Source organism: Pirellula sp. SH-Sr6A (assembly GCF_001610875.1).
GTDB lineage: Bacteria > Planctomycetota > Planctomycetia > Pirellulales > Pirellulaceae > JBKCUI01.
In genome coordinates, this window is sequence record NZ_CP011272.1 from 2,656,746 (window position 1) to 2,677,479 (window position 20,734).

At 53.8% G+C, this 20,734-nt stretch carries 14 protein-coding genes; 10 read left to right on the top strand and 4 right to left on the bottom strand.

Annotated elements, in window-relative coordinates:
* The first annotated feature begins 2 nt into the window (after window positions 1-2).
* The 5 genes from VN12_RS10455 to VN12_RS10475 all read left to right on the top strand — a co-directional run bounded on the left by VN12_RS10455 (window position 3) and on the right by VN12_RS10475 (window position 7,506).
* A complete protein-coding gene (locus VN12_RS10455; protein WP_240491392.1) occupies window positions 3-1,304 on the top strand; it encodes a glucose-1-phosphate adenylyltransferase in 1,302 nt (433 codons plus the stop codon).
* Window positions 1,305-1,681: 377 nt separating this feature from the next.
* The gene (locus VN12_RS10460) at window positions 1,682-4,204 is read left to right on the top strand and encodes a PVC-type heme-binding CxxCH protein (RefSeq protein WP_146676750.1); all 2,523 of its coding nucleotides are present in this window, start codon (window positions 1,682-1,684) and stop codon (window positions 4,202-4,204) included.
* 278 nt (window positions 4,205-4,482) lie between these two features.
* Window positions 4,483-5,565 (top strand): DUF1559 domain-containing protein, encoded by a 1,083-nt coding sequence (locus VN12_RS10465; RefSeq protein WP_146679874.1) that lies wholly within the window; start codon window positions 4,483-4,485, stop codon window positions 5,563-5,565.
* A gap of 52 nt (window positions 5,566-5,617) precedes the next feature.
* A complete protein-coding gene (locus tag VN12_RS10470) occupies window positions 5,618-6,004 on the top strand; it encodes a hypothetical protein (RefSeq protein ID WP_146676751.1) in 387 nt (128 codons plus the stop codon).
* Window positions 6,005-6,381: 377 nt separating this feature from the next.
* Entirely contained in the window at window positions 6,382-7,506 is a 1,125-nt protein-coding gene (locus VN12_RS10475; protein ID WP_146676752.1) for a hypothetical protein, read from the top strand.
* Here the strand turns inward: VN12_RS10475 and VN12_RS10480 are convergent.
* Window positions 7,492-8,916: a transposase gene (locus VN12_RS10480; protein ID WP_146676753.1), complete on the bottom strand. Its 1,425-nt coding sequence runs from the start codon at window positions 8,914-8,916 to the stop codon at window positions 7,492-7,494. The genes VN12_RS10475 and VN12_RS10480 overlap by 15 nt on opposite strands.
* A 92-nt stretch (window positions 8,917-9,008) precedes the next feature.
* Here VN12_RS10480 and VN12_RS10485 point away from each other — a divergent pair, with 92 nt between their 5' ends.
* From VN12_RS10485 to VN12_RS10500, 4 genes are all read left to right on the top strand, one after another.
* Window positions 9,009-9,506, top strand: a complete 498-nt coding sequence (locus tag VN12_RS10485; RefSeq protein WP_146676754.1) for a hypothetical protein — start codon at window positions 9,009-9,011, stop codon at window positions 9,504-9,506.
* 578 nt (window positions 9,507-10,084) lie between these two features.
* Window positions 10,085-10,942, top strand: a complete 858-nt coding sequence (locus tag VN12_RS10490) for a hypothetical protein (RefSeq protein ID WP_146676755.1) — start codon at window positions 10,085-10,087, stop codon at window positions 10,940-10,942.
* Between the two features lie 387 nt (window positions 10,943-11,329).
* On the top strand, window positions 11,330-12,340 hold the full coding sequence (locus tag VN12_RS10495) for a threonine/serine dehydratase (RefSeq protein WP_146676756.1): 1,011 nt from the start codon (window positions 11,330-11,332) through the stop codon (window positions 12,338-12,340).
* Window positions 12,340-13,542 (top strand): M20 family metallopeptidase, encoded by a 1,203-nt coding sequence (locus VN12_RS10500; RefSeq protein WP_146676757.1) that lies wholly within the window; start codon window positions 12,340-12,342, stop codon window positions 13,540-13,542. The genes VN12_RS10495 and VN12_RS10500 overlap by 1 nt, the downstream gene beginning before the upstream one ends.
* Window positions 13,543-13,648: 106 nt before the next feature.
* Here VN12_RS10500 and VN12_RS10505 read toward each other — a convergent pair whose 3' ends face one another.
* Genes VN12_RS10505 through VN12_RS10515 form a run of 3 tightly spaced genes read right to left on the bottom strand, consistent with a single transcriptional unit; the run spans window position 13,649 to window position 16,758 of the window.
* Window positions 13,649-14,764: a hypothetical protein gene (locus tag VN12_RS10505; protein WP_146676758.1), complete on the bottom strand. Its 1,116-nt coding sequence runs from the start codon at window positions 14,762-14,764 to the stop codon at window positions 13,649-13,651.
* Between the two features lie 45 nt (window positions 14,765-14,809).
* The gene (locus VN12_RS10510) at window positions 14,810-15,037 is read right to left on the bottom strand and encodes a DNA gyrase inhibitor YacG (RefSeq protein ID WP_146676759.1); all 228 of its coding nucleotides are present in this window, start codon (window positions 15,035-15,037) and stop codon (window positions 14,810-14,812) included.
* 44 nt (window positions 15,038-15,081) lie between these two features.
* Window positions 15,082-16,758, bottom strand: coding sequence for a serine hydrolase (locus tag VN12_RS10515; protein WP_146676760.1), 1,677 nt, complete (start codon window positions 16,756-16,758; stop codon window positions 15,082-15,084).
* 243 nt (window positions 16,759-17,001) lie between these two features.
* On the opposite strand from VN12_RS10515, the gene VN12_RS10520 reads away from it, so the two are divergent.
* The gene (locus VN12_RS10520) at window positions 17,002-20,661 is read left to right on the top strand and encodes a CRTAC1 family protein (protein ID WP_205855245.1); all 3,660 of its coding nucleotides are present in this window, start codon (window positions 17,002-17,004) and stop codon (window positions 20,659-20,661) included.
* The last annotated feature ends 73 nt before the right edge of the window (window positions 20,662-20,734 follow it).

Genomic DNA, 20,734 nt, shown 5'->3' on the forward strand with positions numbered 1-20,734 from the left:
CAATGAACAACATGAGGCAGGTGATTTCGTTGATTCTCGGTGGTGGAAGAGGAACCCGCCTTTATCCCCTTACAAAAATCCGAGCGAAACCTGCCGTTCCGTTGGCCGGCAAGTATCGATTGATCGACATTCCGATCAGCAATTGCCTTCACAGCGGCATCAATCAAATCTACGTCGTCACGCAATTCCTCAGCGTTTCGCTCCACCAACACATCCGCCAGACCTACCGCTTCGATAACTTCAGCGGCGGCTTCGTCGAACTTCTCGCTGCCCAGCAAACGATGGAGGGCGGGACGGAGTGGTACGAAGGCACAGCCGACGCGGTCCGAAAGAATTTGCGGTACTTTGACGAAAAGGATTGCAAGTATGTTCTGATCCTGAGTGGCGATCAGCTCTATCACATGGACTATTCCAAGATGCTGGAGACGCACATCCAGACCAATGCGGATGTGACGATCGCGACCAAGCCCGTGCCTCGATCGGCCGCCCACGCCCTCGGGGTGATGCGGTGCGATGACACCGGACGAGTCACCGGATTTTTGGAAAAGCCAAAGACCGAAGAGGAGATCAACATGGTCTCCACCAACCCCTCCTGGATCGACGCGCAAGGCATCCCGTCGCAAGGCCGCGATTGCTTGGCCAGTATGGGCCTCTACATCTTCAACAAAGAACTGCTGTTCGATGTTCTCAATAAGACCAACTACAGCGACTTTGGAAAAGAAGTCTTCCCGGCTGCGATCCGCTCACGCAAAGTGCAAGTGCACTTGTTTGACGACTATTGGGAGGATATCGGGACCATTCGCGCCTTCTACGATGCCAACTTGGCACTCAGCCATCCTAACCCCCAATTCAACCTCTTCGATGCCGCGCACCCTGTCTACAGCCGCGCGCGATTCCTGCCTCCTTCGGTTGTCGATGGCGCGACCATCTCCAGTTCGCTGATCGCCGACGGATGCCGAATTGGAAAGGGCACACGCATCGAAAATAGCGTGATCGGCCTTCGATGCGTCATCGGGGAAGGAGTTACGATTCGCAACAGCATCATCATGGGTTCCGATTTCTCGGAGACCGACCAAGACCTCGCGAACAATACCGCCGCAGGTCATGTTCCCGTCGGCATCGGCTCGGGAAGCTTGATCGACGGCGCTATCCTCGATAAGAACGTGCGCATCGGCCGACATGTACAAGTCATCAATCGCTTGCAAGTCAACGAATCGGATCAATACGATCCGTGCTTCATTCGGGACGCCATCCCGATTGTCACGAAGGATGCCACCCTTCCCGATAGCTGGACGATGCAGTAAGCGGCATCATTCATGCCGGTGCTTGAAAACCCCCGGGGGCCAGTCCTCCAGGGGACGCAATCTCATCGGGAACATCGCCGATCGATCGGGCGAACACGGTTCAATGGTTGAGAGGGAAGATGAATAGCCACTAGTTGTCTTGCGAGCTGCACTTCCCTCGCTCGGTCGCCCCACGCAGACGTCCGTACGAGCGTGAATCCGCGGGAGGCCTCCCGCATTAACCCGATGACTGCGCCCATACCGGCCAAACCATCCCTCCCGGTCCACGCGCCCGTACCCATCCGTGGTACCTACACAATGTCGCTGCGTCCGTACGATTCACGGCGCCCGCACCAACTCGCTGCGTCTGTTCTGTTTACGAGGCAAGGGCCCCTTCTATGATGACTGTCCCCCGAAATCGGGTCCTTCTTTGGGCCTGCGCATTCTTGTTAGCCATTCCCTGCACCGAATCCGGAACCAGTCTCTGCACCTGGGCTGCCGACCCCAAAGTGATGATCGAGGGTTGGAAGCTGGAGTCGGTTCGGACGGAGCCGGATTTGGTAACGCCCATCGGCTGTCGGTTCGATAGCCAAGGTGGTTTGTTTGTGGTGGAATGCCATACGCATTTCCCTCCTGATGGCTACGCAGGCCCCAAGGTGGATCGTATTTATCGCTTTGATGATAGCGACGGGAATGGTTCGCTCGATCGGCAATTGCTGTTCCATGAAGGTGGAGTCGCGACCATGGGCGTAGCGACTTCGATGGAGGGATGGCTTTACGTTGTCACACGTTCTCGCATCGATCGGATGCGGGACGGCGACGGGGACGGTCGAGCGGATCAACAGGAGACACTGATCCGGCTCGAGACCACGGCCGACTATCCTCACAATGGACTTTCGTCGATCGCCTTCGGACCAGACGGTTGGCTTTACTTCGGGCAGGGCGAGAATTTTGGTCAGCCGTACCGATTGATCGGTCCAGATGGAGCAAAGCAAACGGGAGGCGGAGAAGGCGGAAACCTTTTCCGATGCCGACCTGATGGTCGGGAGTGCCAACGCGTGGCTACCGGATTTTGGAATCCCTTTGGAACTTGTTTCGACGCTGCAGGGCGACTTTGGACGGTGGACAACGATCCCGATTCCCGTCCGCCATGCCGGCTGATCCATGTTGTCGAGGGTGCGGATTATGGCTTTCAATTTCGGTTCGGGCGAGCGGGCACCCACCCATTATTGGCATGGAATGGCGAGTTGCCCGGAACGCTACCCATGGCATCCGGAACGGGAGAGGCGCCTTGCGCCGTGATCCCTATCGGGGATTCCCTATGGGTTAGCAGTTGGGGGGACAATCGGATCGAAGCGTATCGACCGGTCTCGAACGGAGCTTCATGGAAAGCAGAGTTCACGACGGTTGTGCAAGGAGACGTGAATTTCCGACCCGTCGATTTTGCCGTCGCCCCCGATGGTTCTGTTTACTTTACCGATTGGGTCGATCGCAGTTATCCCGTCCACCAAAAAGGTCGACTCTGGCGATTAATCCCCGCCGATGCCCACGCCTCCTCCATTCAAAAGGAGAACGCATTAGCCCATGCGTCTCCGCAAGAATTATCAACAAGAAGACTCACGACAGCACCCGACGTCTCTGCCGAAGAGCGATGGCGAGAAAGTCTATCGAGCGATCCGTTCCAAGCGCAAGGAGCAATCATGGGCTTGGTTCGAAGCCACCAAATCGACCTGAATCAACCACCGACCGATAGTCGCTACCTGCTGTCTTGGTTGCGAGCTGTGCGATGGCTGGAGTTGTGCGATCCCACGCTCCTGCCGGTGGGATGGAAGAATACCTATTTTCCAATCGGGCTAAGTTCCACAGACACCCAAGTGCACCGACTGGTTATGCGATGGGCAGCGGAATCGGGAGATCGCGAATGGATCGGATTGCTGAAAGGGGCGCTGGACCGCAAGGGACTCTCGCTTCACGAGTTCGCGGAGGCAACGGCCGCGATTGCCTATTTGGAAAGCGGGTCAGCGAGCCCCAAGGGACGGGATCCCAAACGGGAGGCATTGCTTTTGGAAGTTTTGCGAGATCCCGGGCGATCCACCGCATTGCGGACCGCGGCCTTACGGTGGCTTCCATCCGAATCCGAGGCGCCGAATCTCGTCGAATTGGACCGGTTGGTCGTCGAGATCGCGACTCCCGAATTTCGGCGGCAAGCGGTCGATTTTGCGGCTTGGTCGAAACACGTCGATGCACCCGAGCTCTTGAAACGTTGGGTACTGGATTCGAGCTGGGATCTCGATGCGCGTCTCGATGCACTTTCCGCAGTGTCTCGTGTGGTGGACAAGACCTCAAGGGATCGAGAGGGGATTGAGGCCAAACTGGCATCGGAACAACGGCTTGTGGAGGAGTGGAAGACGGTGACACGGAAAGAGTCGAACCAGGAGCCGTTACCGGCACCCGATAACGAAGAAGCTTGGAAGGGGATTCTCGCCGAACCAGCGGACGCGGAGAAAGGGCGACGCGTTTTGATGCGCAGCGTTTGTGTTCAATGCCATGCATTGGATGGTCGAGGTCCCAGCGTTGGCCCAGATCTCGCCACCTTAGCAGGAACCGCGACGCGCGAACGCATTTTGGATTCGATCCTGCATCCCAGTCGAGAAGTAGGTCCCATTTACGTCGCTTGGAAGGTGCGGACATTGGATGGCAATACGTTAGAGGGAGCCAAACTCAACAACGGTTCGGGTACCCACATGAAGTATTTGCTCAAAGATGGAAGCGTGGTCGACGTACCGATGGCGGAGATCGAAGAGCAGATTCCGAGCCGTCTCTCGATCATGCCCGCCGACGCCTACCAAACGCTAGCCGCGTCGGAAATCCGAGACCTCGTCGCCTTTTTGAGCCAGGGACGGAATAATTTAGGCAAATAATACTCTTGGGTTGCGAAGAAAGAATGCCCGCATGTCTGCCGTTACAATAGACCTGGGGTGCAACGAGGCCCATTGCGGAAAACGATATGGATTTTCAGGTGGCGTGCGGCGGATTCGCGACGATTTACGCGGGAACGGGCGGTATTTAGGATGCGTCTAATATCCTCCCCGTCCTGTGGAAATCGGTCATCTATTCGCTTGGCCAAATTCCAAGGGATGTTAAACTGGCAGTATGCCCATTAGTTTTTATTCTATTTGATTCGGTTGGGAGTGATTCTATGAAGAAGTATCGACGCGGTTTTACGCTGGTCGAATTGTTGGTCGTGATCGCGATCATCGGAATTCTGGTGGGGCTCTTGCTCCCGGCAGTCCAAGCTGCCCGCGAAGCAGCCAGACGCATGCAGTGCCAAAACAACCTGAAGCAATTTGGCTTAGCTGCACACAATTTTGAAAGTGCGATGAAGTACTTTCCGCCGGTACAACATACAAAGGTATTTACAGAGACAGATGGGACAAAAGTCACTCGCACATCCGAGGCTCCCGTCCAAGTATTTATGTTGCCCTACTTCGAACAGGGCAATAAGTGGAACCTGTTCGATCTTGACTACAACGTGAACAGCGATACCGCAATCCACCCAAGCGTCCCTGCTCGACCTGGCGCCAACCGGCCTGCGAGACTAACGGATGTTCCTTCGTTTCTTTGTCCATCGGACCCTTCAGATGTTTTTTACATTGACGGAGGAAATGCTGGACGTCAAAGTTACCACGCCTGCACGGGCGCGTCGCGTTTACGCGGTGGCACCGTACTTGATGGGGTTTTCGCCAAACCGTATCCAAGTGCGGGTCAAATAATGATTGGGCCAAAGATGGGCGAAATCTCGGATGGTACAAGCAATACGGCCTTATTCTCCGAGGTTTTGAGGGGCACGCTGGCGTCTAATGCAACAAACCAGTGGAATCATACAACTGCTTTCTTCGCGGGAACTGCTTATTCAACTGCAGCTATGTATTTAGACGGACGCAACATTCCACAATGCCTTCCTAATGGCAACACGACAACTTCGACGTGGATTCGCTACACAGGTCATCAGTATTACCGGGCGCTCACTCCAAACTTTGTGTACAGCCACACTCTCCCAGTGAATTGGAATAAAAAGATCCAAAACATCGCGCAACAACGATACAACTGTGGTGTTAGCTTTAACGACCTTCATATGGCCGCTTCGAGCGCACACACGGGAGGTGCAAATATGTGCCGGGCAGATGGTTCTGTGTCGTTTGTTTCTGAAGCGGTTGATTTCGTGATATGGCAAGGCGTCGGCAGCCGGTCTGGTGGAGAAGTCGCTTCGCTCGATCAATAATCAATTTCAATCGCGTTAATTGACATTACTTTCGCTGAAAGGAAGCTAACACTTGTTTCGACTCACTTTTTTGGGCCTTTCGCTACTACTTTGCGGCTGTGGTAGCCAAACTGGCGGTTCAACGCCTGGCGTACCTACTGGTGCCTCTGAATCGATTGTTCAAGTTCGTGATCTGGTCGTCGATTCCAGCACGATGGGGATAGCAATCAAGAAGCAAGCCGACCTTGATCAGTACAAAGAGAAGTTCCCAGAGGCGGTTGAGGCGATTTCTTCAAAATCGATCGCTTATATGTGGGGTAAGGGTCTGCGCGAAGGTGTTGCTCCGGACCAGGCAACAGTTATCGCGTATGAGACTTCTAAAGGAGACAAAGTTTGGGCCGTCAAAGACAATGGCGAGATCCATCAGGTCACGGCAGCAGACCTTCCTAAAGAGAAATAGCCCCGACAGAAAATTTATCCTTCTGATTTTGAGTTGGTTTTCAAAGTGAAGAGGTGGCCGGGTTCGCTCGGCCACCTTTTTTCGCTTTGAGATCCCTCTTCAAACAGAGCCTTTGCTCGCTCTAAAGTGAAAGATTTGCAAAATGCGTTTTTACTGTGCAAAATGGTATTATCCTTGGGCATTCGATCGCAATTTTCTGTGCGCAAGAAGCCTTGTTTTACAGTGCGATTGGGGTGCATTTGCTTTTATGGTTTAAAGCTAGCACGCCTGGTTTGATGCTAGCAAACAGTGTTGCGACGGCTTTCGCATTATAATGATCACTACCGCTTACCGTGCTGTGATGATTGGGGTTTCTTCCCAACGACATGGAGGCGATCATGCGAAGGTGGAATGTGTTCGACCGCGTAGGACCTCAAGTCAATAATCCCAATCAAACAATGGGGATGTTTCTTGCCGAGGCGTATCAAAAAATTGCCCAGCTACAAGTGATTCTCAACAACGACCCCATGCAAATGGAGTTCGTCGAACAGCAGGTCAAAGAATTGTTCGACCTCGGAGCGGGGCTGTGTCTTACTGGGATGATTGCCAATTCCATGAATTCCAAGGAGCACGATAAGCGTTGCGAGGAAACACGATTGGAATACGCAATACCGCTGCGAGCTGGACATGAACGACAAGTCGAAGTCCATCTCGGCGCTGGCCATATCAGCTACGCAGCTACCCTCTACTGTCAACCGAAATCTCCAGCCGCAAGTCGCGAAGATCATACGCCGGGACTCGATATCGATCTAAGCCAGTATGGCTTTTCAGAGAACGTTTCTCCTTGGCTTGTATCGAAAGTGTGTCGGACAGTGGCGTTGGCCCCATCGCTTGATCAAGCATACGTCGAATTGCAACGAGACGGTATTCAGTTAACGCGAACAACGATCGACCGTATCGTCTCTCGCGCAGGATCGGAATCCCTAACCGTCCGGGAACGAATGCTGGAGCAATTTGAGCGCGGCGATATGAAGCAAGGTTGCGAATTCACTGGAAGGCGAGTATCGGTGCAAATTGACGGTGGCCGGACGAGAACACGCGGCGTCCTGGAATGGATCGATCCTGTGGAAAACTTTGGAAAAACCCAATCGCAAGTCACAGGCGAGCTAAGTGCGGGACGCTCCAAGGAAACGCGTAGATCCAGTCGTTTTCAGGCCGATTGGCGAGAACCAAAACTGCTAATCATCTACGCGCACGATGACAATGGACGAAGAGACGAAGCGGTTCGAGTTCTGATCGATGGCTCATTCGGTGACGCAGACTATATGGAACGACTAATCAGCATGCACCTCCATCGCTTGGGAGCCAATAAAGCAAAGACGATTACGTTCAATAGCGACGGTGCGACTTGGATCTGGGGACGGATCGATTCGATACTTGCTAAAGCGAAGGTGGAATCCGCAGTGGTTGTCAATCAAGTGCTTGACGTGTGCCACGCCGTAGAGAACCTAGCAGCCCGTTGAAGATATCGCGATTTCGGGTGACCTGCTCAGTTTTTGAAATGGGCATTCCGAACTTGTAAAGCGGTTCCTAATTCTTCGATCGGCGCGGTAATGTGCGCCTCGATCGATTGGGAAGGCTTCATAAAGCATTTGCACAGCCAAAAAATGGGAAAAAACAGCCCGCATCACCCCCTGCAGGCTTCTCGAAGTGCCGACTCCAAAGAGCATGCGCATGACCACCCCCAGATTGTAAGCCGCTGTCATTAGAAAGTATCGCTTCTGGATCTTCACGGTTCCTCGCAACCGACACCGGCGACCTCCGCCCGTCTCTAGCAAATGGGCAAACGTCCTTTCCACTTTCTCACTTCGCGACCGTTGAAGCTTGCGGCCCTTGTTCCCTTTGGCTCTTCGTCTATTTGCAAGAACCGCTTGGCGTTGCTGGCAAGTGTACTTACTCCACTTACGTCCCCCTGGAAGTTTGGGCTCTGGGATATAGGTTCGGTAGTTGGTGTGCTCAGCCAATTCAGACAAGGTTTCTGTTGAATGGTAGCCCTTGTCGGCTGCTACCTCTTGAATCTCGGTATCGCTTCCAGCCTCGTTCAAGTGGATTTGAGCCTTGTGAAGACTATCTTCCAACGACTGAGAATCGGGGTTGTCAGCAGAGGTCACTTCCGCCCCCAAGATCATTCCCGATTTCATATCGACGACATGTTCGGCCTTGTAGGCAAGATGGGTTGTTCCATCTTTCATCCTTGCGATTTTGGCACTCGGATCCGTGCTGCTCACCCAATCTTCATTAGAAACTTTCTTCCCCTTACGATTCTTATCGAAGCGACGAATCTCTTCATCCGAAGGCTCTTCATTCTCCTTCACGAGGCCCTCAGCTCGCATCAGGCCGATCACATAGGAACGCCAGTCTTCGCCGGTATCCCTTCGAACGATGCTCTTCATAGCAGCATCGGCTTCGAGAGTTGTTGAGTCTACGGCTACCGTCTTCCCTCCGAGAAGCTTCTTTTCGCTAGCGAGTTTTAAAACCCATTCGAAAACAGATTCGTGTACCGTATCGGGTAAGCGTTCACGGATCACAGTCAGCGAGGAGTGGTCCGGCGAGTGATCGGTCAATTTAAGGCCAAGGAACTGTCGAATCGACAGGCTATCTGCACATCGCCATGCAATACCGCGTTGAGACTGAATCCCTTCGAAGTAGCCTACCAAGAGCATTCGAAAGTAAACTCCGGGTGGAATACCGGGACGGCCGCGGGCTTGGCTGTAATAGGGATTGCAGAGCTTCTCGATCCAGGAATCGAATCCTGCCTCATCGAGAAGTCGATTTAATTTCGTATAAAAAACATGCCCGACTGAGCGGGGAAGATCTTCCGCTGTAATAAAGAGATCTTGCTGCTGAACCGATTTGCGTCGACCAAGGGCCATCGTGCTCTCCTCCATGGCATCTGCGATGATCGATATAACGTAGCGCGAATCCAGACTTTTTCAACGGGCTGCTAGGCAAAGCCCTCCAGCCCTTGGATCGTTCTTTGAATGCTGCTGGGGAAAGTGAACCATCGAATTCCAATGAACTGCGAAGTCGATTGCGAGATGGTCAATGGTCGCAGGTTGTCGAAGTGCTCACTGCTCGGCTAAGTCAGGCCGAGGATCTATCCTCTGCCGATCGATCAGAAATCAAACGAGTCATCGAATACATTCGTAGCCACGGGGAGGCAGGACGCCTGGACTATCCGAAGTTTAAGCTGATGGGACTCCCACTTGGAAGTGGATCGATTGAGAGTGCGATACGTCGAGTGATCAATCTTCGGATGAAGAACAGCGGAACGTTTTGGCGAATTCAAAAGGCAGAGAAGATACTTACGATCCGATCATCGATACTGAGTGGCAGATGGGATGATGACCGAGCGGTGGTCAAGTACGAAATGAAGCGGAACCGAAAGCAAGCACTCCCAAAACTTGACGAGTCGCCAAGACCGAAATCCGATGCGCGTCAAAGAACTCAGAAATCTCAATGATTACCACACCGCAAAAGTGCCATAAAAGCAAATGCACCCACGCGATTGTATCGCCTAGATGCACACTGTTTACCTCAGTCGCGATTATAAACTATCGGAACGCTCGCTTGCAACAACGCTCAACGGCTACTGCGCAGGTGTGCAACGGTGTTCTTGCACTTTAACAGAACGTAAATTGCTTGCAATCTGCCGGGGGGACTTGGAGAGAGAAAACGAATCAGGTCCAAAGCTCCACAAAATCAGGATTGCCAATCATATCTGGAATTTCATAGACTGAAGAGTAGACCGGCTTGAATGCTCACGTTGGTACATTGGTACTGTCTACGGAATCCAAATGCATCGGATAAGTATTTATCAACAGGTAATCTTTGTTGTTTTTACAATTTTGTAAAATACGCAACAAGTAACTGGCCGCACCAAATGGACGCGCATAACATGGTTCATCGATGAATGCGGGCAACGGATGACGGCGATTGCTTTAGCTATTGCAGCGACTTTTGCGAAGCTAGCACACCACGATTAGCGCCAGCATTCCTCACCACGTTCGGTTCACGTCTTATCTTCACATGGAGTGTGTTATGTCAATCGTGTCTTTCTCAAGGCAGGCGTTGTTTTCGGTTCTTTTCGGATTACTACCGGGCTTATGTGCAATTGCACAGCCACCAGGACCACCAAGCGAAACGCTCGATCTTGTCCTACAGGTCAGTAATGGCGTTCCGCAATCTCAAACAAATGCAAGTGTGGGATGGCAGGGTTTTGGTTTGTCTGTGATGGACGCGGATGGCGAAAACGATGCGGACCCTTATCTTTCGTACGCTAGTGGCTCTTATTCCGTTTATGAGCCAGCCAATGGTGCCATGGGGCAAGCAACGATGCAGGCGGGCGCTCGAAATATCTATCCTGCAGCGTCAACGAATCTTGCAAATTTAACTGCTGATGGCTTGTTTAATCTTGATTCAGATCCAGGTGTTGACCAAATTGCCTGGACGGGGGCATGGGCACAGGCTACCTATGAAGTGGACGGAACTCCACAAGAAGATGAATTCCTTCTGGCAACTTCATTGATCGTTCTTGAAATCAACTATGCAGGAAACAATGGTTTTGTCGATATGCGATCCGACCAAATGTCGTGTTCAGCAGGAGTAACCAACCTTGCGGCACTACAGATTGTGTTTGACCAAGATCTTTTTGAGCCAAGGCTCATTGGTTGGTATTCAAAATATGAAAACGGCGAAAATACCATCGTAAACGTAAATGAACTCGCTACAGGTATTACTGTCGTGGCTTCACGTCGAGTCAACAGGAATCAGGTTTTCCAAATAGGATGTGATGCGACCAGTGGTTCAGACCCAGTTGCTTTGGGAGATGGTGCAACTCAATCGGGAACTTCGATTGCGTCAGCGACACTAGCCATTGATGCTTGGTACGAAGAGTAGAGTAACTCAACAAGCTTAGACTTGCTAGAAATCTATCGACGCCGCACATTTGTCTTGTAATGCGCGGCGTTGTTTATTATTTATCCAGCGTCTGGTTAGATCGGTCTGATGATCCTTGTAGAAGCCTTGCCGTAATCAATTATTACGGTCCGTTTGACGGGCAATTTGAGCCCAACGCCGTCCGGGCTGGAGATATCCTCAATCAGATCCACGGAAAGACACCCGATCATGGAGTTTGAAAATTAGGAAGGAAGGCGAATCCAATATTATCACCAGTCTCCACCCACCTCTACGCAGCCCTCAACTGTGGTTCTAAGGTTGCCCGATTCGGTTAGAATCTCTCGAGCCCTTACTACGCCTCCCACCATTCGAAACCTAGGCAACACCGTGAACATTGTCGCGACTTGGGATGATATCGTTACTGCGGAGAAACGTATCCGTCCGATTCTCTCTCCCGCCCCGCTCATCCGCTCCTACGCGTTGGAACGAGCATTGGGCCTTCCTACGCATCGACGGGTTTGGATCAAAGACTATGGCTGGACGCCCGTCGGATCCTTTAAAGTCCTTGGGGCGCTCAACTGGACCGCTTGCCATCTTTCCGATCTAACAGATCGTCCGATCACGGCACATTCCTCCGGCAACTTTGCTTCTGGACTATCCTTCGCCTCGCAGCAGTTTGGAAAGCGAGCGATCATCGTCATGCCAGAGACAGCGCCTCGCGTGAAATTCGAGTTGACGCAGCGATTCGGTGCAGAGATTCGAACCTATGACATCACCACCGACCATTTGACGGGTACCCGCGATCGGATGGCTAAGGAGATCGCCGAACAAGAGGATGCACTGCAGGCATCTCCTTATGACGACAACCATGTCATCGCCGGGAACGGTGTCGGTGGCTTAGAGATCGCTCGCTCGATGCAGCAGGAGGGCCGCGCCCCGTCCCACTTTGTTTGCGCCGTGAGCGGCGGAGGATTGATGGCAGGTCACGCGTTGGCCATGAAGCATGAATTCCCCGGCGTACAAGTCATCGCGGTCGAACCCTCCGGTGCAAACGATTTCCTGCAATCCATGGAAGCAGGTGAACGCGTTCGTGTCGCGGCTCCACAAAGCATTTGCGATGGCCTCCTCTCCTACGATGTCGGAGTCCACAACTGGCCCATTCTTCGGCGCGATGTCGATCGATGTGCTGCGATTTCGGACGACGATACCAAACGGGCCATGAAGTGGCTGTGGGACCATCATGGCCTCCGGTCCGAGCCGTCCGGCGCGATCACCACCGCCGCCCTTCTGCACGCGTCAATCGACTGGAGCGGAGATGGCGATGTCGTCGTGGTTTTGAGTGGACGCAATGTGGACGACGCGGCGTTTGAACGATACTGTCTCGAGGGAACGATCTGATGGCATCGAAGCGCCTGGAACTGATCGACACCCTTTCTCGCTTGATCGAGATCAACAGCGTCAACGCCTCGTACGAGGGAGGCCCCGGTGAATTCGAGTTGGCGTGCTGGATCGAAGCATTCGTGCGGTCGCGAGGGCTGCACTGCGAACGACAACCGGTGATTCCGGCATGCGATTCGCATGATGAACGATTCAACGTGATAGCTCGATTGCCTGGCCGCCGATCGGATGCGTGCTTCCTCTTGGAAGCCCACATGGACACCGTCTCTGTCGAAGGAATGGAGATTCCTCCCTTTGCACCGACAGAACAAGCCGGTCACCTTTATGGTCGCGGCGCCTGCGACACCAAAGGTGGATTGGCTGCGATGCTCTGCGCCTTCGCCGATTTTGCAGAATCACACCCGATGCCTCCGGTCGATGTGGTCATGGCGTGCGTGGTCGATGAAGAGTATTCGTTTCAAGGCGTCTCGCGACTGTGTGAAAGGCTGCAAGCCACCGGAGTGCAAGGCATCGGAGCCATCGTGGCAGAGCCGACCGAGCTGAGGATTGTCACCGCCAGCAAGGGGGTGTTGCGTTGGAAGGTGGTGACCCATGGCGTCGCCGCCCATAGCGCGAAATGCCACTTGGGCATCAACGCGATCTATCCTATGGCACAGATACTTCGCTTCTTTGAAGAAGAGCAGCAGCGACTCACCAACGGTGAATCGCATCCGCTGCTGGGTCCTGCTTCCATCAACGTGGGATGCATCCATGGGGGCGTGCAAGTCAACTTTGTTCCCGATCGATGCGAGATTGAGATCGATCGACGATTGCTTCCCGGTGAAGACCCACACGAAGTTTGGGAGGGAACGGGGCACCGGCTGCGAGAGCGTCTGGGCAATTTATCCGGCATTCGGCTCGAGATCATGCCTCCCTATCTGGTCGATGCCGCGTGGTCGGTTCCGCACGAGGAGTCCTTTGTCGAACAATGCCGGCGAGCAGCGCAAAGTTCGGGCTTGAACGCGTCCCCACTAGGCGTCCCTTTTGGGAGCGATGCGAGCAAATTGGGACGAGCGGGCGTCCCCACCATCATCTTCGGGCCTGGTTCGATCGATCAAGCTCACTCGGCAGTCGAGTTTGTTGCCATATCCCAAGTGGAGCAGGCTTATCAGTATTACCTGCAGGTGATGAAGCGGATCGCGGGGGACGGAACCAAGGGCTAGCCGCTTGCGGTTGATTGAGTGAAGTTGAATGAATGCGGCTCAATGAGTGAGGCTGATCGAGACTAGCGGATCGGTCGGGCGCGTTCACGTCCGGTTCTCAACATGATCAAGCTCGTTTCTCGGATTCGTGATCCATGTCCACGAGATCGTATTCGGCATGGTCGACATCTTTTCTCAGAATCAGATAGAGAGCTGCTTGCGAGCACCAGAAGAAACTGACACTAAAAGCAGTCAGAATCAGTGGCAACACCGCGTGAAACATCCAGGTAACACCTCCGTCACTGGGTCGGAAGGTTGGCCCTGCGGATGCCTCCAGCGCGTTGGTGACCAGCGAGTGCCCTGTCGTTACGAGCATCGTAAAGAGACTGCCACCACCGTAATGAATGAGCTCGAACAAGGCGACGATCAAGATCAAGAGGACAGGACGCTGGAATACATAAGCGGCGGATCGGGAGACGCCATCGAATGCGTCCGCTTTCCTCTCCGTGACGATGGCTGCCAGAGCCAGTGGAAAGCCAAACAAGGATATAGCGCAGATCCACCCGATGGCGAGTGACAGGAGCGAGACTGGAAACATCATGATGCCAGCAATCCATGGCCCCACGGTTGGAATATTCGCGATCCAACCGAGGATCCAAGGAATCACCATGAGCATCAGGGCCGCGGTGAAGGGCATCGTGACAGCCCACACCATGGACTGCCAGCGCCTGCGAACCAACCGGAGAGTGTCTTTCCATGGGGCCGGGATGCGCACCCCTGCCTCCACGATCGATCGACGAAGCAAACATCCTCCGACGAGAGACCAAATCAAGGCGATTCCCAAAAGCATGGCAGCCGAATAGGCCGTACCACGCAGTGTCGGGGCGGCGATCCAAGTCGACAGGGGCATCAAATAGCCAGCCCAAACATCGATGTATCGCATGTTGGGGCCCAGCGAGAAAAACCCCTCTGCGGCAGTCTCCCGCCACGGAAGCTTCCCAATGATCCATTTCTCGCCGGCGATTTGTTCCGGTGCAAAAAGGAAGTGAGCTGCATAAGCGTAGGCCTGCGTCGCTAAGAGTCCAATCATGCAGATCAGCAAGTGCGACAATCGCCAGGACATTGTGAGAGTGGCGGTCAGTGGACGCCACCAAGGGGCAGCGCGATACCAATCGATCCCGACGTTTGGTACTCGGATATGCTCGGGAGCATTGGGGTCGTTGGATTGTGGGCTCGAAGTCATAATGGTTGGGGCAATCCGATTGCAGGGCACAGCGCTAAAAACGAATCAATCAAAACGCCACTCCCGTGGCGACATGGGAGGGGATGGCGCCTCGTCTTCTTGATCCTCGGGCTCTGAACTGCCGTGTGGGATACCGATGTCTTCCTTCATCCAGCGATGCAAGTCAGCCAGTTTGCACCGCTCGGAACAAAAGGGCATCACCGCGGATTGGGGATCCGGGACAAAGGGTTTGTCGCACGTGGGGCAGCGAACGTTCTTATTGCTCGGTTTCATAATCCTAGAGAATACCCGAATTTCGCAATCCTCCAAACGCCCGATCACTCTGGAACGCGACGGAATTGCAGTTCGTGAAACCAAAGATCGTCGTTGGGCACATCGAGCTTCAATTCGACTAGCTCGCCAGTCGCGTTGGGGATAAAGAGAATGGCCCCATCGTCGTACCAAGCGAACTTGTTCCGCCACTTGATTCGGAATGTGTCGTAATGGATGGGCTCCAGATCAGCCACCATGTTCGGATTGGCCTGAATCTGGAGGACCAAGTGCTCGGATTCCACGGTAACTTTCGCATCCCCCAAGAGCGGGCAACGAAACACTCCCGAGTAAGCCTCCAGCGGGTGACTTGGATTGGTGTTGGGAACTTTCGGCGTAACCACCTCCCGAATGCGATCGTAAAACTCCTTGCGAGAATCGCTGTATCTCTTCAGGTTCTCCTCACTCCAGTCGCGGTCGGGGGCGCCGAGTGCCATATCGACGGCGCGATAGGCTAACGAGTCAGGGAGGGAGGTCATGCTATTGGTCAGAACGATCACTCCGAATTTTTCTTCGGGGATCAGGATCTGGTGAGAGTACATTCCATCGTATCCTCCTCCATGGCTAACCAATTGCTTGCCTCGGTAGTCAGCGAGCCCCCATCCCAAGGCATAGGATCGGAAGTGGGTTTGCGGAATTCGTTTCTTGGATGCAGCCGAGACGGGAATGATGGTCCTCGGTTGCCACATAGCATCCGACGATTCCTTAGAGAATATGGGCTTCCCTTTCCATTCCCCTTCATTCAATTGCAGGATCATCCATTGCGACATGTCTCGCGCACTGGAGATGATTCCTCCCGCTGCCGCCATCGAATCCCAATTCATCCAAGGAATCTCCTCGATGCCGCCTTCCGTGTTTTTATGTGGGGATGCGATGTTGGTCATGGATGCGAGCTTGGTGGTGGATGTTACGCTTCGCTTCATGTGGAGTGGTTCGAGAATCCGTTCCTGAATGAATTCGCCCCAAGGCTTCTGTCCGACCTTCTCGACGATCAATCCTGCTGCCAAGTACATAACATTCGAGTAGCCATAGTGCGAACGAAAGGGCCCCGCCTGAGGAAGATGCCGGCATCGAGCGAGGATTTCTTCTGGCGTGTAGGGTGTGCCGTACCAGAGCAAGTCGCCGCTAAAGGTCCCGAGTCCGCTTCGATGGCAAAGCAAATCCACGACTCGCATATCGCTGCTGACATAAGGATCGAACAAACGGAAGGAAGGCAAATGTTCTTGAACGCGATCATCCCAATGAAGTTTCTTTTCGTCGACGAGGATCGCCAACGCAGCGGCGGTAAACGCTTTGGAGTTCGATGCAATCGCGAAGAGGGTATCGCCATCCACAGCCTCGGAGTTCGATGGAGTGCGAACACCGAATCCTTCCGCAAAGAGCACCTTCCCGTCTTGGACGATCCCAATCGAGAATCCGGGGACCGGCCAACCATCGAGCGCCGTTTCTGCATAGGCGCGAAATCGTTGGATTCGCGTGTTTCTCTCATCCTCATTGCATTGCAATAAGGTTTTTCTCCCCCGTTGTTGTTCGATAGCCGCAATCGCAGGGGAAGTCTCTTGTGCGAAGCAGCAAGCAGTCGGGCTCGCGAGCAACAACCAACTGCTCATCCAAGACAGAGTGAGGTGGATCAAGCAAAAAGAGAATCGCCGGTGGGCAGCAATCTTCATCGGATACGTGCTCATGGAAGTGGATTCAATGGACAAGGGGAAGGGCACCGCAGGCGTCTAGCATAACCCGAAGGAGTCCGTTCGGCATTCTCTTGGACAGCAATAAGGTTGAACGAACCTCACTCCGCTGGCCGCCGATCTCGCTGACGGCGGCGCGGTTCGCCACTGTCAGGGGCTTAACCAATGCGGTTACAATGGCGAAATGGATTTTGGGTTGGCTGCATGGCGCTCGGTACCGCATGGTGAAGAATGAGTTTGATGTTCCGGTTTTCTCTTCCTGTTTCGATTTCTCAGCGATTCGCGTTGGGATCCATACTCCTTGGGGCGATAATCGCGGGTTGTCAGAAGAGGACCAACGACTCAGCCCAATCGACTGCCCTGGTTCAACGCTCGATCGCCTTGCTCGAAAACGGAGCGGAAACGGACAAGGAAGGGAAACTCCTTGTCGAATCATTGGAGGGGTTTCGAAAGATCGCGACCCAATTCCCGAACGATCCGTTGGGGCATCAGAACTTAGCCGTCGCCTTGCTAGCGCGACTGAAACTGCTGGATGAGAGCGAGGCGCCGAAAGAGTTCGCGGCGTTTTCCAAAGAGCTTGAAAAAACCATTCAGAAACTCGAGTCGCTTGCACCGGACGAGCCGGACGGAGAGACCTTGCTAGGGCGTTACTTCCAATTGAGAGGGAATGCTTCAGGCACGTGCGACGCATTTCAACTCGCGATCGCGAAGAAGAACGCTCGTCCAGACACCTTCTATCAGCTGATCCAACACTTGCAGACGGAAAGCGATGGAAATCCAGTTCCCGAGCTCCCCGAACTCTATGAATCGGCACTGAAGCTGGCACCGACCAACCTGGTTCTGCAAATCGGATACTTGGACGCATTGGTCAAGAATCAAAAGGCGTCTGCCGTTGCCCACCTCGAATCGGTTCGAGAAGCGTTGCAACCCGTGATGGCCCGTACCAATTCCCCGATCCCCAAACTGTTGGAACGAGCAACCGCAGCACTTGCGAAAGAGGATTGGCGCACGGCGCAAACGCAAGTGACCTTTCTTCGCAATGTCCTCCTGGCTGAACTCGCCTATCAAAACGATCTGCATCTCCTCGAACCCCACGACTTGGAGTTTGTTGTTCTTCGGCTGAGCCAAACCAAACCTCCGGTTCCAGCTCCATCGACAAAACGCAATCAATCCTTTGCACCGAAGTCCCCACTCCCATTCCCAACAGGGGTCGTGGTGCACTCCGTGGCGGTAGAGGATGTGGATTTAGATGGCAAGCTGGATTTGGTGGTGGTGACGGACAACGAGTTGAAGGTCTGGAATCCGGCCGGTGATTCGCAGGGAACGACCTTGATGATGGCACCGTTACGTGGTGCGGCGGATGGCCTGCGACTCGGTGACTTGGATCATGATTTTCAGTTTCGAAAAGATGTGTTGCCCACTTCGGCATTACCCACCACGGCTCCCCCGGACGCCCCGTCGAATCCCTATGCGCAGTGGGTGGATACCGATTTGGATGTCGTCGTCTATGGGAAAGAGGGTCTCCAGTTATTTCGCAACGATTTGCTCGCGGAGGGGGGAAAGCGAGAATTCGTATCGGTACCCTTGGGGGATGGTCTCGAGGATCTTCGCAATGTTTCCGACGTGCACATGATCGATCTCGATCACGATTCCGACCTGGACTTGGCCATCGCCTCCGATGAGGGTGTGACACTCTGGTCGAATCGCGGAGACTGGACTTTTGCCCCTTTCTCACCCTACTCGACTCTCCCTGGGGCGGAGGCAGGAGCCCATACGATTCTCGGCATGGATTTCGACCGAAATGTGCTCAATGATTTCATCGTCGGCTCGATCGGCGGAAAGCCCACTCTGCTGGCGAACAACTTGCATGGCCGCTACATACCGCGAAGCTTGACGTGGCCCGACCTTGTAACAAACCGCTGCACCTATGTGGAAGCCATCGACGTCGACTCGGATGCTTGTTGGGATCTGGTCATGGGTGGACTCAACGGTGCAGTATTGGTTCGCATGAAGTCGCTAGGTCGCCATGCTTGGACACCGGCGTCCGCGGAGTCCCTCTCCACGGACTCGGTACACGGATTGATGACGGGCGACTGGGACAATGATGGCTACCAAGACGTGGTCTTGCTCTCCACGGGTGGCATGCAGTTTTTTTATGGGTCTGTGGATGGGAAGCTGATCAAGAGCGAACAAGTAGTTGCACCGGAAGAACCGATCCGACAGTCGGTTGCCTGGGATCTCGACACCGACGGGGATGACGATATTGTCGTGCTGAGCGCCAGTGGCCAATTGTCGTATTTGGAGAACAAAGAGGGCAACCGAAATCGTCGTATCGAAGTCATGATTCGGGCCGACGAGGATGGAAAGCAACGGCCGCGGGAACGCTGCAACATGCATGGTGTAGGAAGCTTGATCGAACTCAAATCCGGAGGAAGCTACCAATCAAGAATCGTGCGAGGAACCCGAACAACTTTCGGGTTGGGAGAAGCCAAGTCGGCAGATATCGTGCGCATTCTATGGACCAATGGAATTCCCAACAATGTGATCGGTATCGGCGAAAAAACCACGATCTTCGATCAACAGAACTTGGGAGGCTCGTGCCCCTACCTCTATACCTGGAATGGAGAGCGGTTCGAATTCTGCACCGATTGCTTGTGGGCAGCACCGATCGGTCTTCAGTTTGCGCAAGGAGTGGCGGCACCGACACGGGATTGGGAGTATCTCAAGATCGATGGCTCCCTGCTAAAACCCAAAGACGGGGAATATATCCTGCAATTAACGGAAGAGCTTTGGGAGGCAGCTTATTTCGATTCGGTTCAATTGATGGCCATCGACCATCCAGCCGACGTCGAGATCTACACCAACGAAAAGGTTGGTCCTGCCGAGTTGGCCGAATTCAAGATTCATGCTGTTCGCGAACGACGCGTTCCGCGCACCGTGGTGGATCAACAAGGAAGGGATTGGAAACCCACCATCCAAAAGCGAGACGGCCAGTACACGCGCAGTTGGACCGAAGGGGTGAATCAAGGATTGGTCGAGACCCATTCGTTGGAAATGGATCTCCATCATGACGATTGGAAAGGTCGCGGATTGACCCTCTATTTGACAGGCTGGGTGTTCCCCACTTCGACCTCGCTCAATGTCGGTATGACGGAGAATCCGAACAAACCGAAACTGAAGCCACCTGCGATCGAGGTCTTAAACGAAAAAGGTGAGTGGGTTGAAGTCATTCCGTATGCGGGATTCCCAGGGGGGAAGACCAAGACCATCGCGATCGATCTGTCCAATGCGTTTCTTACCGACGATCGTCGAGTCCGATTGGTCACCAACATGGAGCTTTGCTGGGATGAAATCTTCTTCAGCGTCGCAGACCAAGTTGGAGAGAATGAGCATCGACGAACGCCATTACCACTCCGATCCGCCGAACTCCATTACCGTGGTTTCTCCGCCCTCCTGCCCCAACCGGGAAATGCCCCGAAGCGTTACGCGTATGAGGAAGTCAGTACGGAGTCCATCTGGCCGCCGATGCTAGGGCGGTTCACGCGCTACGGCGAAGTGTCGGAGTTGGTGCGGGATCCCGATGATTTGCAAGTCGTCATGGGAGCGGGCGATGAAATGACGGTTCGATTCAATGCGCCGACAGGAGACCTTCCTGAAGGGTGGGTACGCGACTTCATCTTGTACAACGTCGGATGGGATAAAGATGCGGATTTGAACACGCTCCACGGTCAGAGCGTCGAGCCCCTTCCGTTCCGTGCAATGGAGCGATATCCCTACTCCCCCGAACAATCGTATCCCGATACCCCACGGCATCGGGAATTCCTGGAGAAATACCAGACCCGCCAGCAAGATTCCCGGCTATTTTGGGATCAGATACGGGACTCCACGAGTGCAAACTAGTGTCGTCACCCTGGAAGGACCGCGACAAATCGCTCGATCCACTTTCTATGGATCGAGTCGTTGTTTTCGAGTC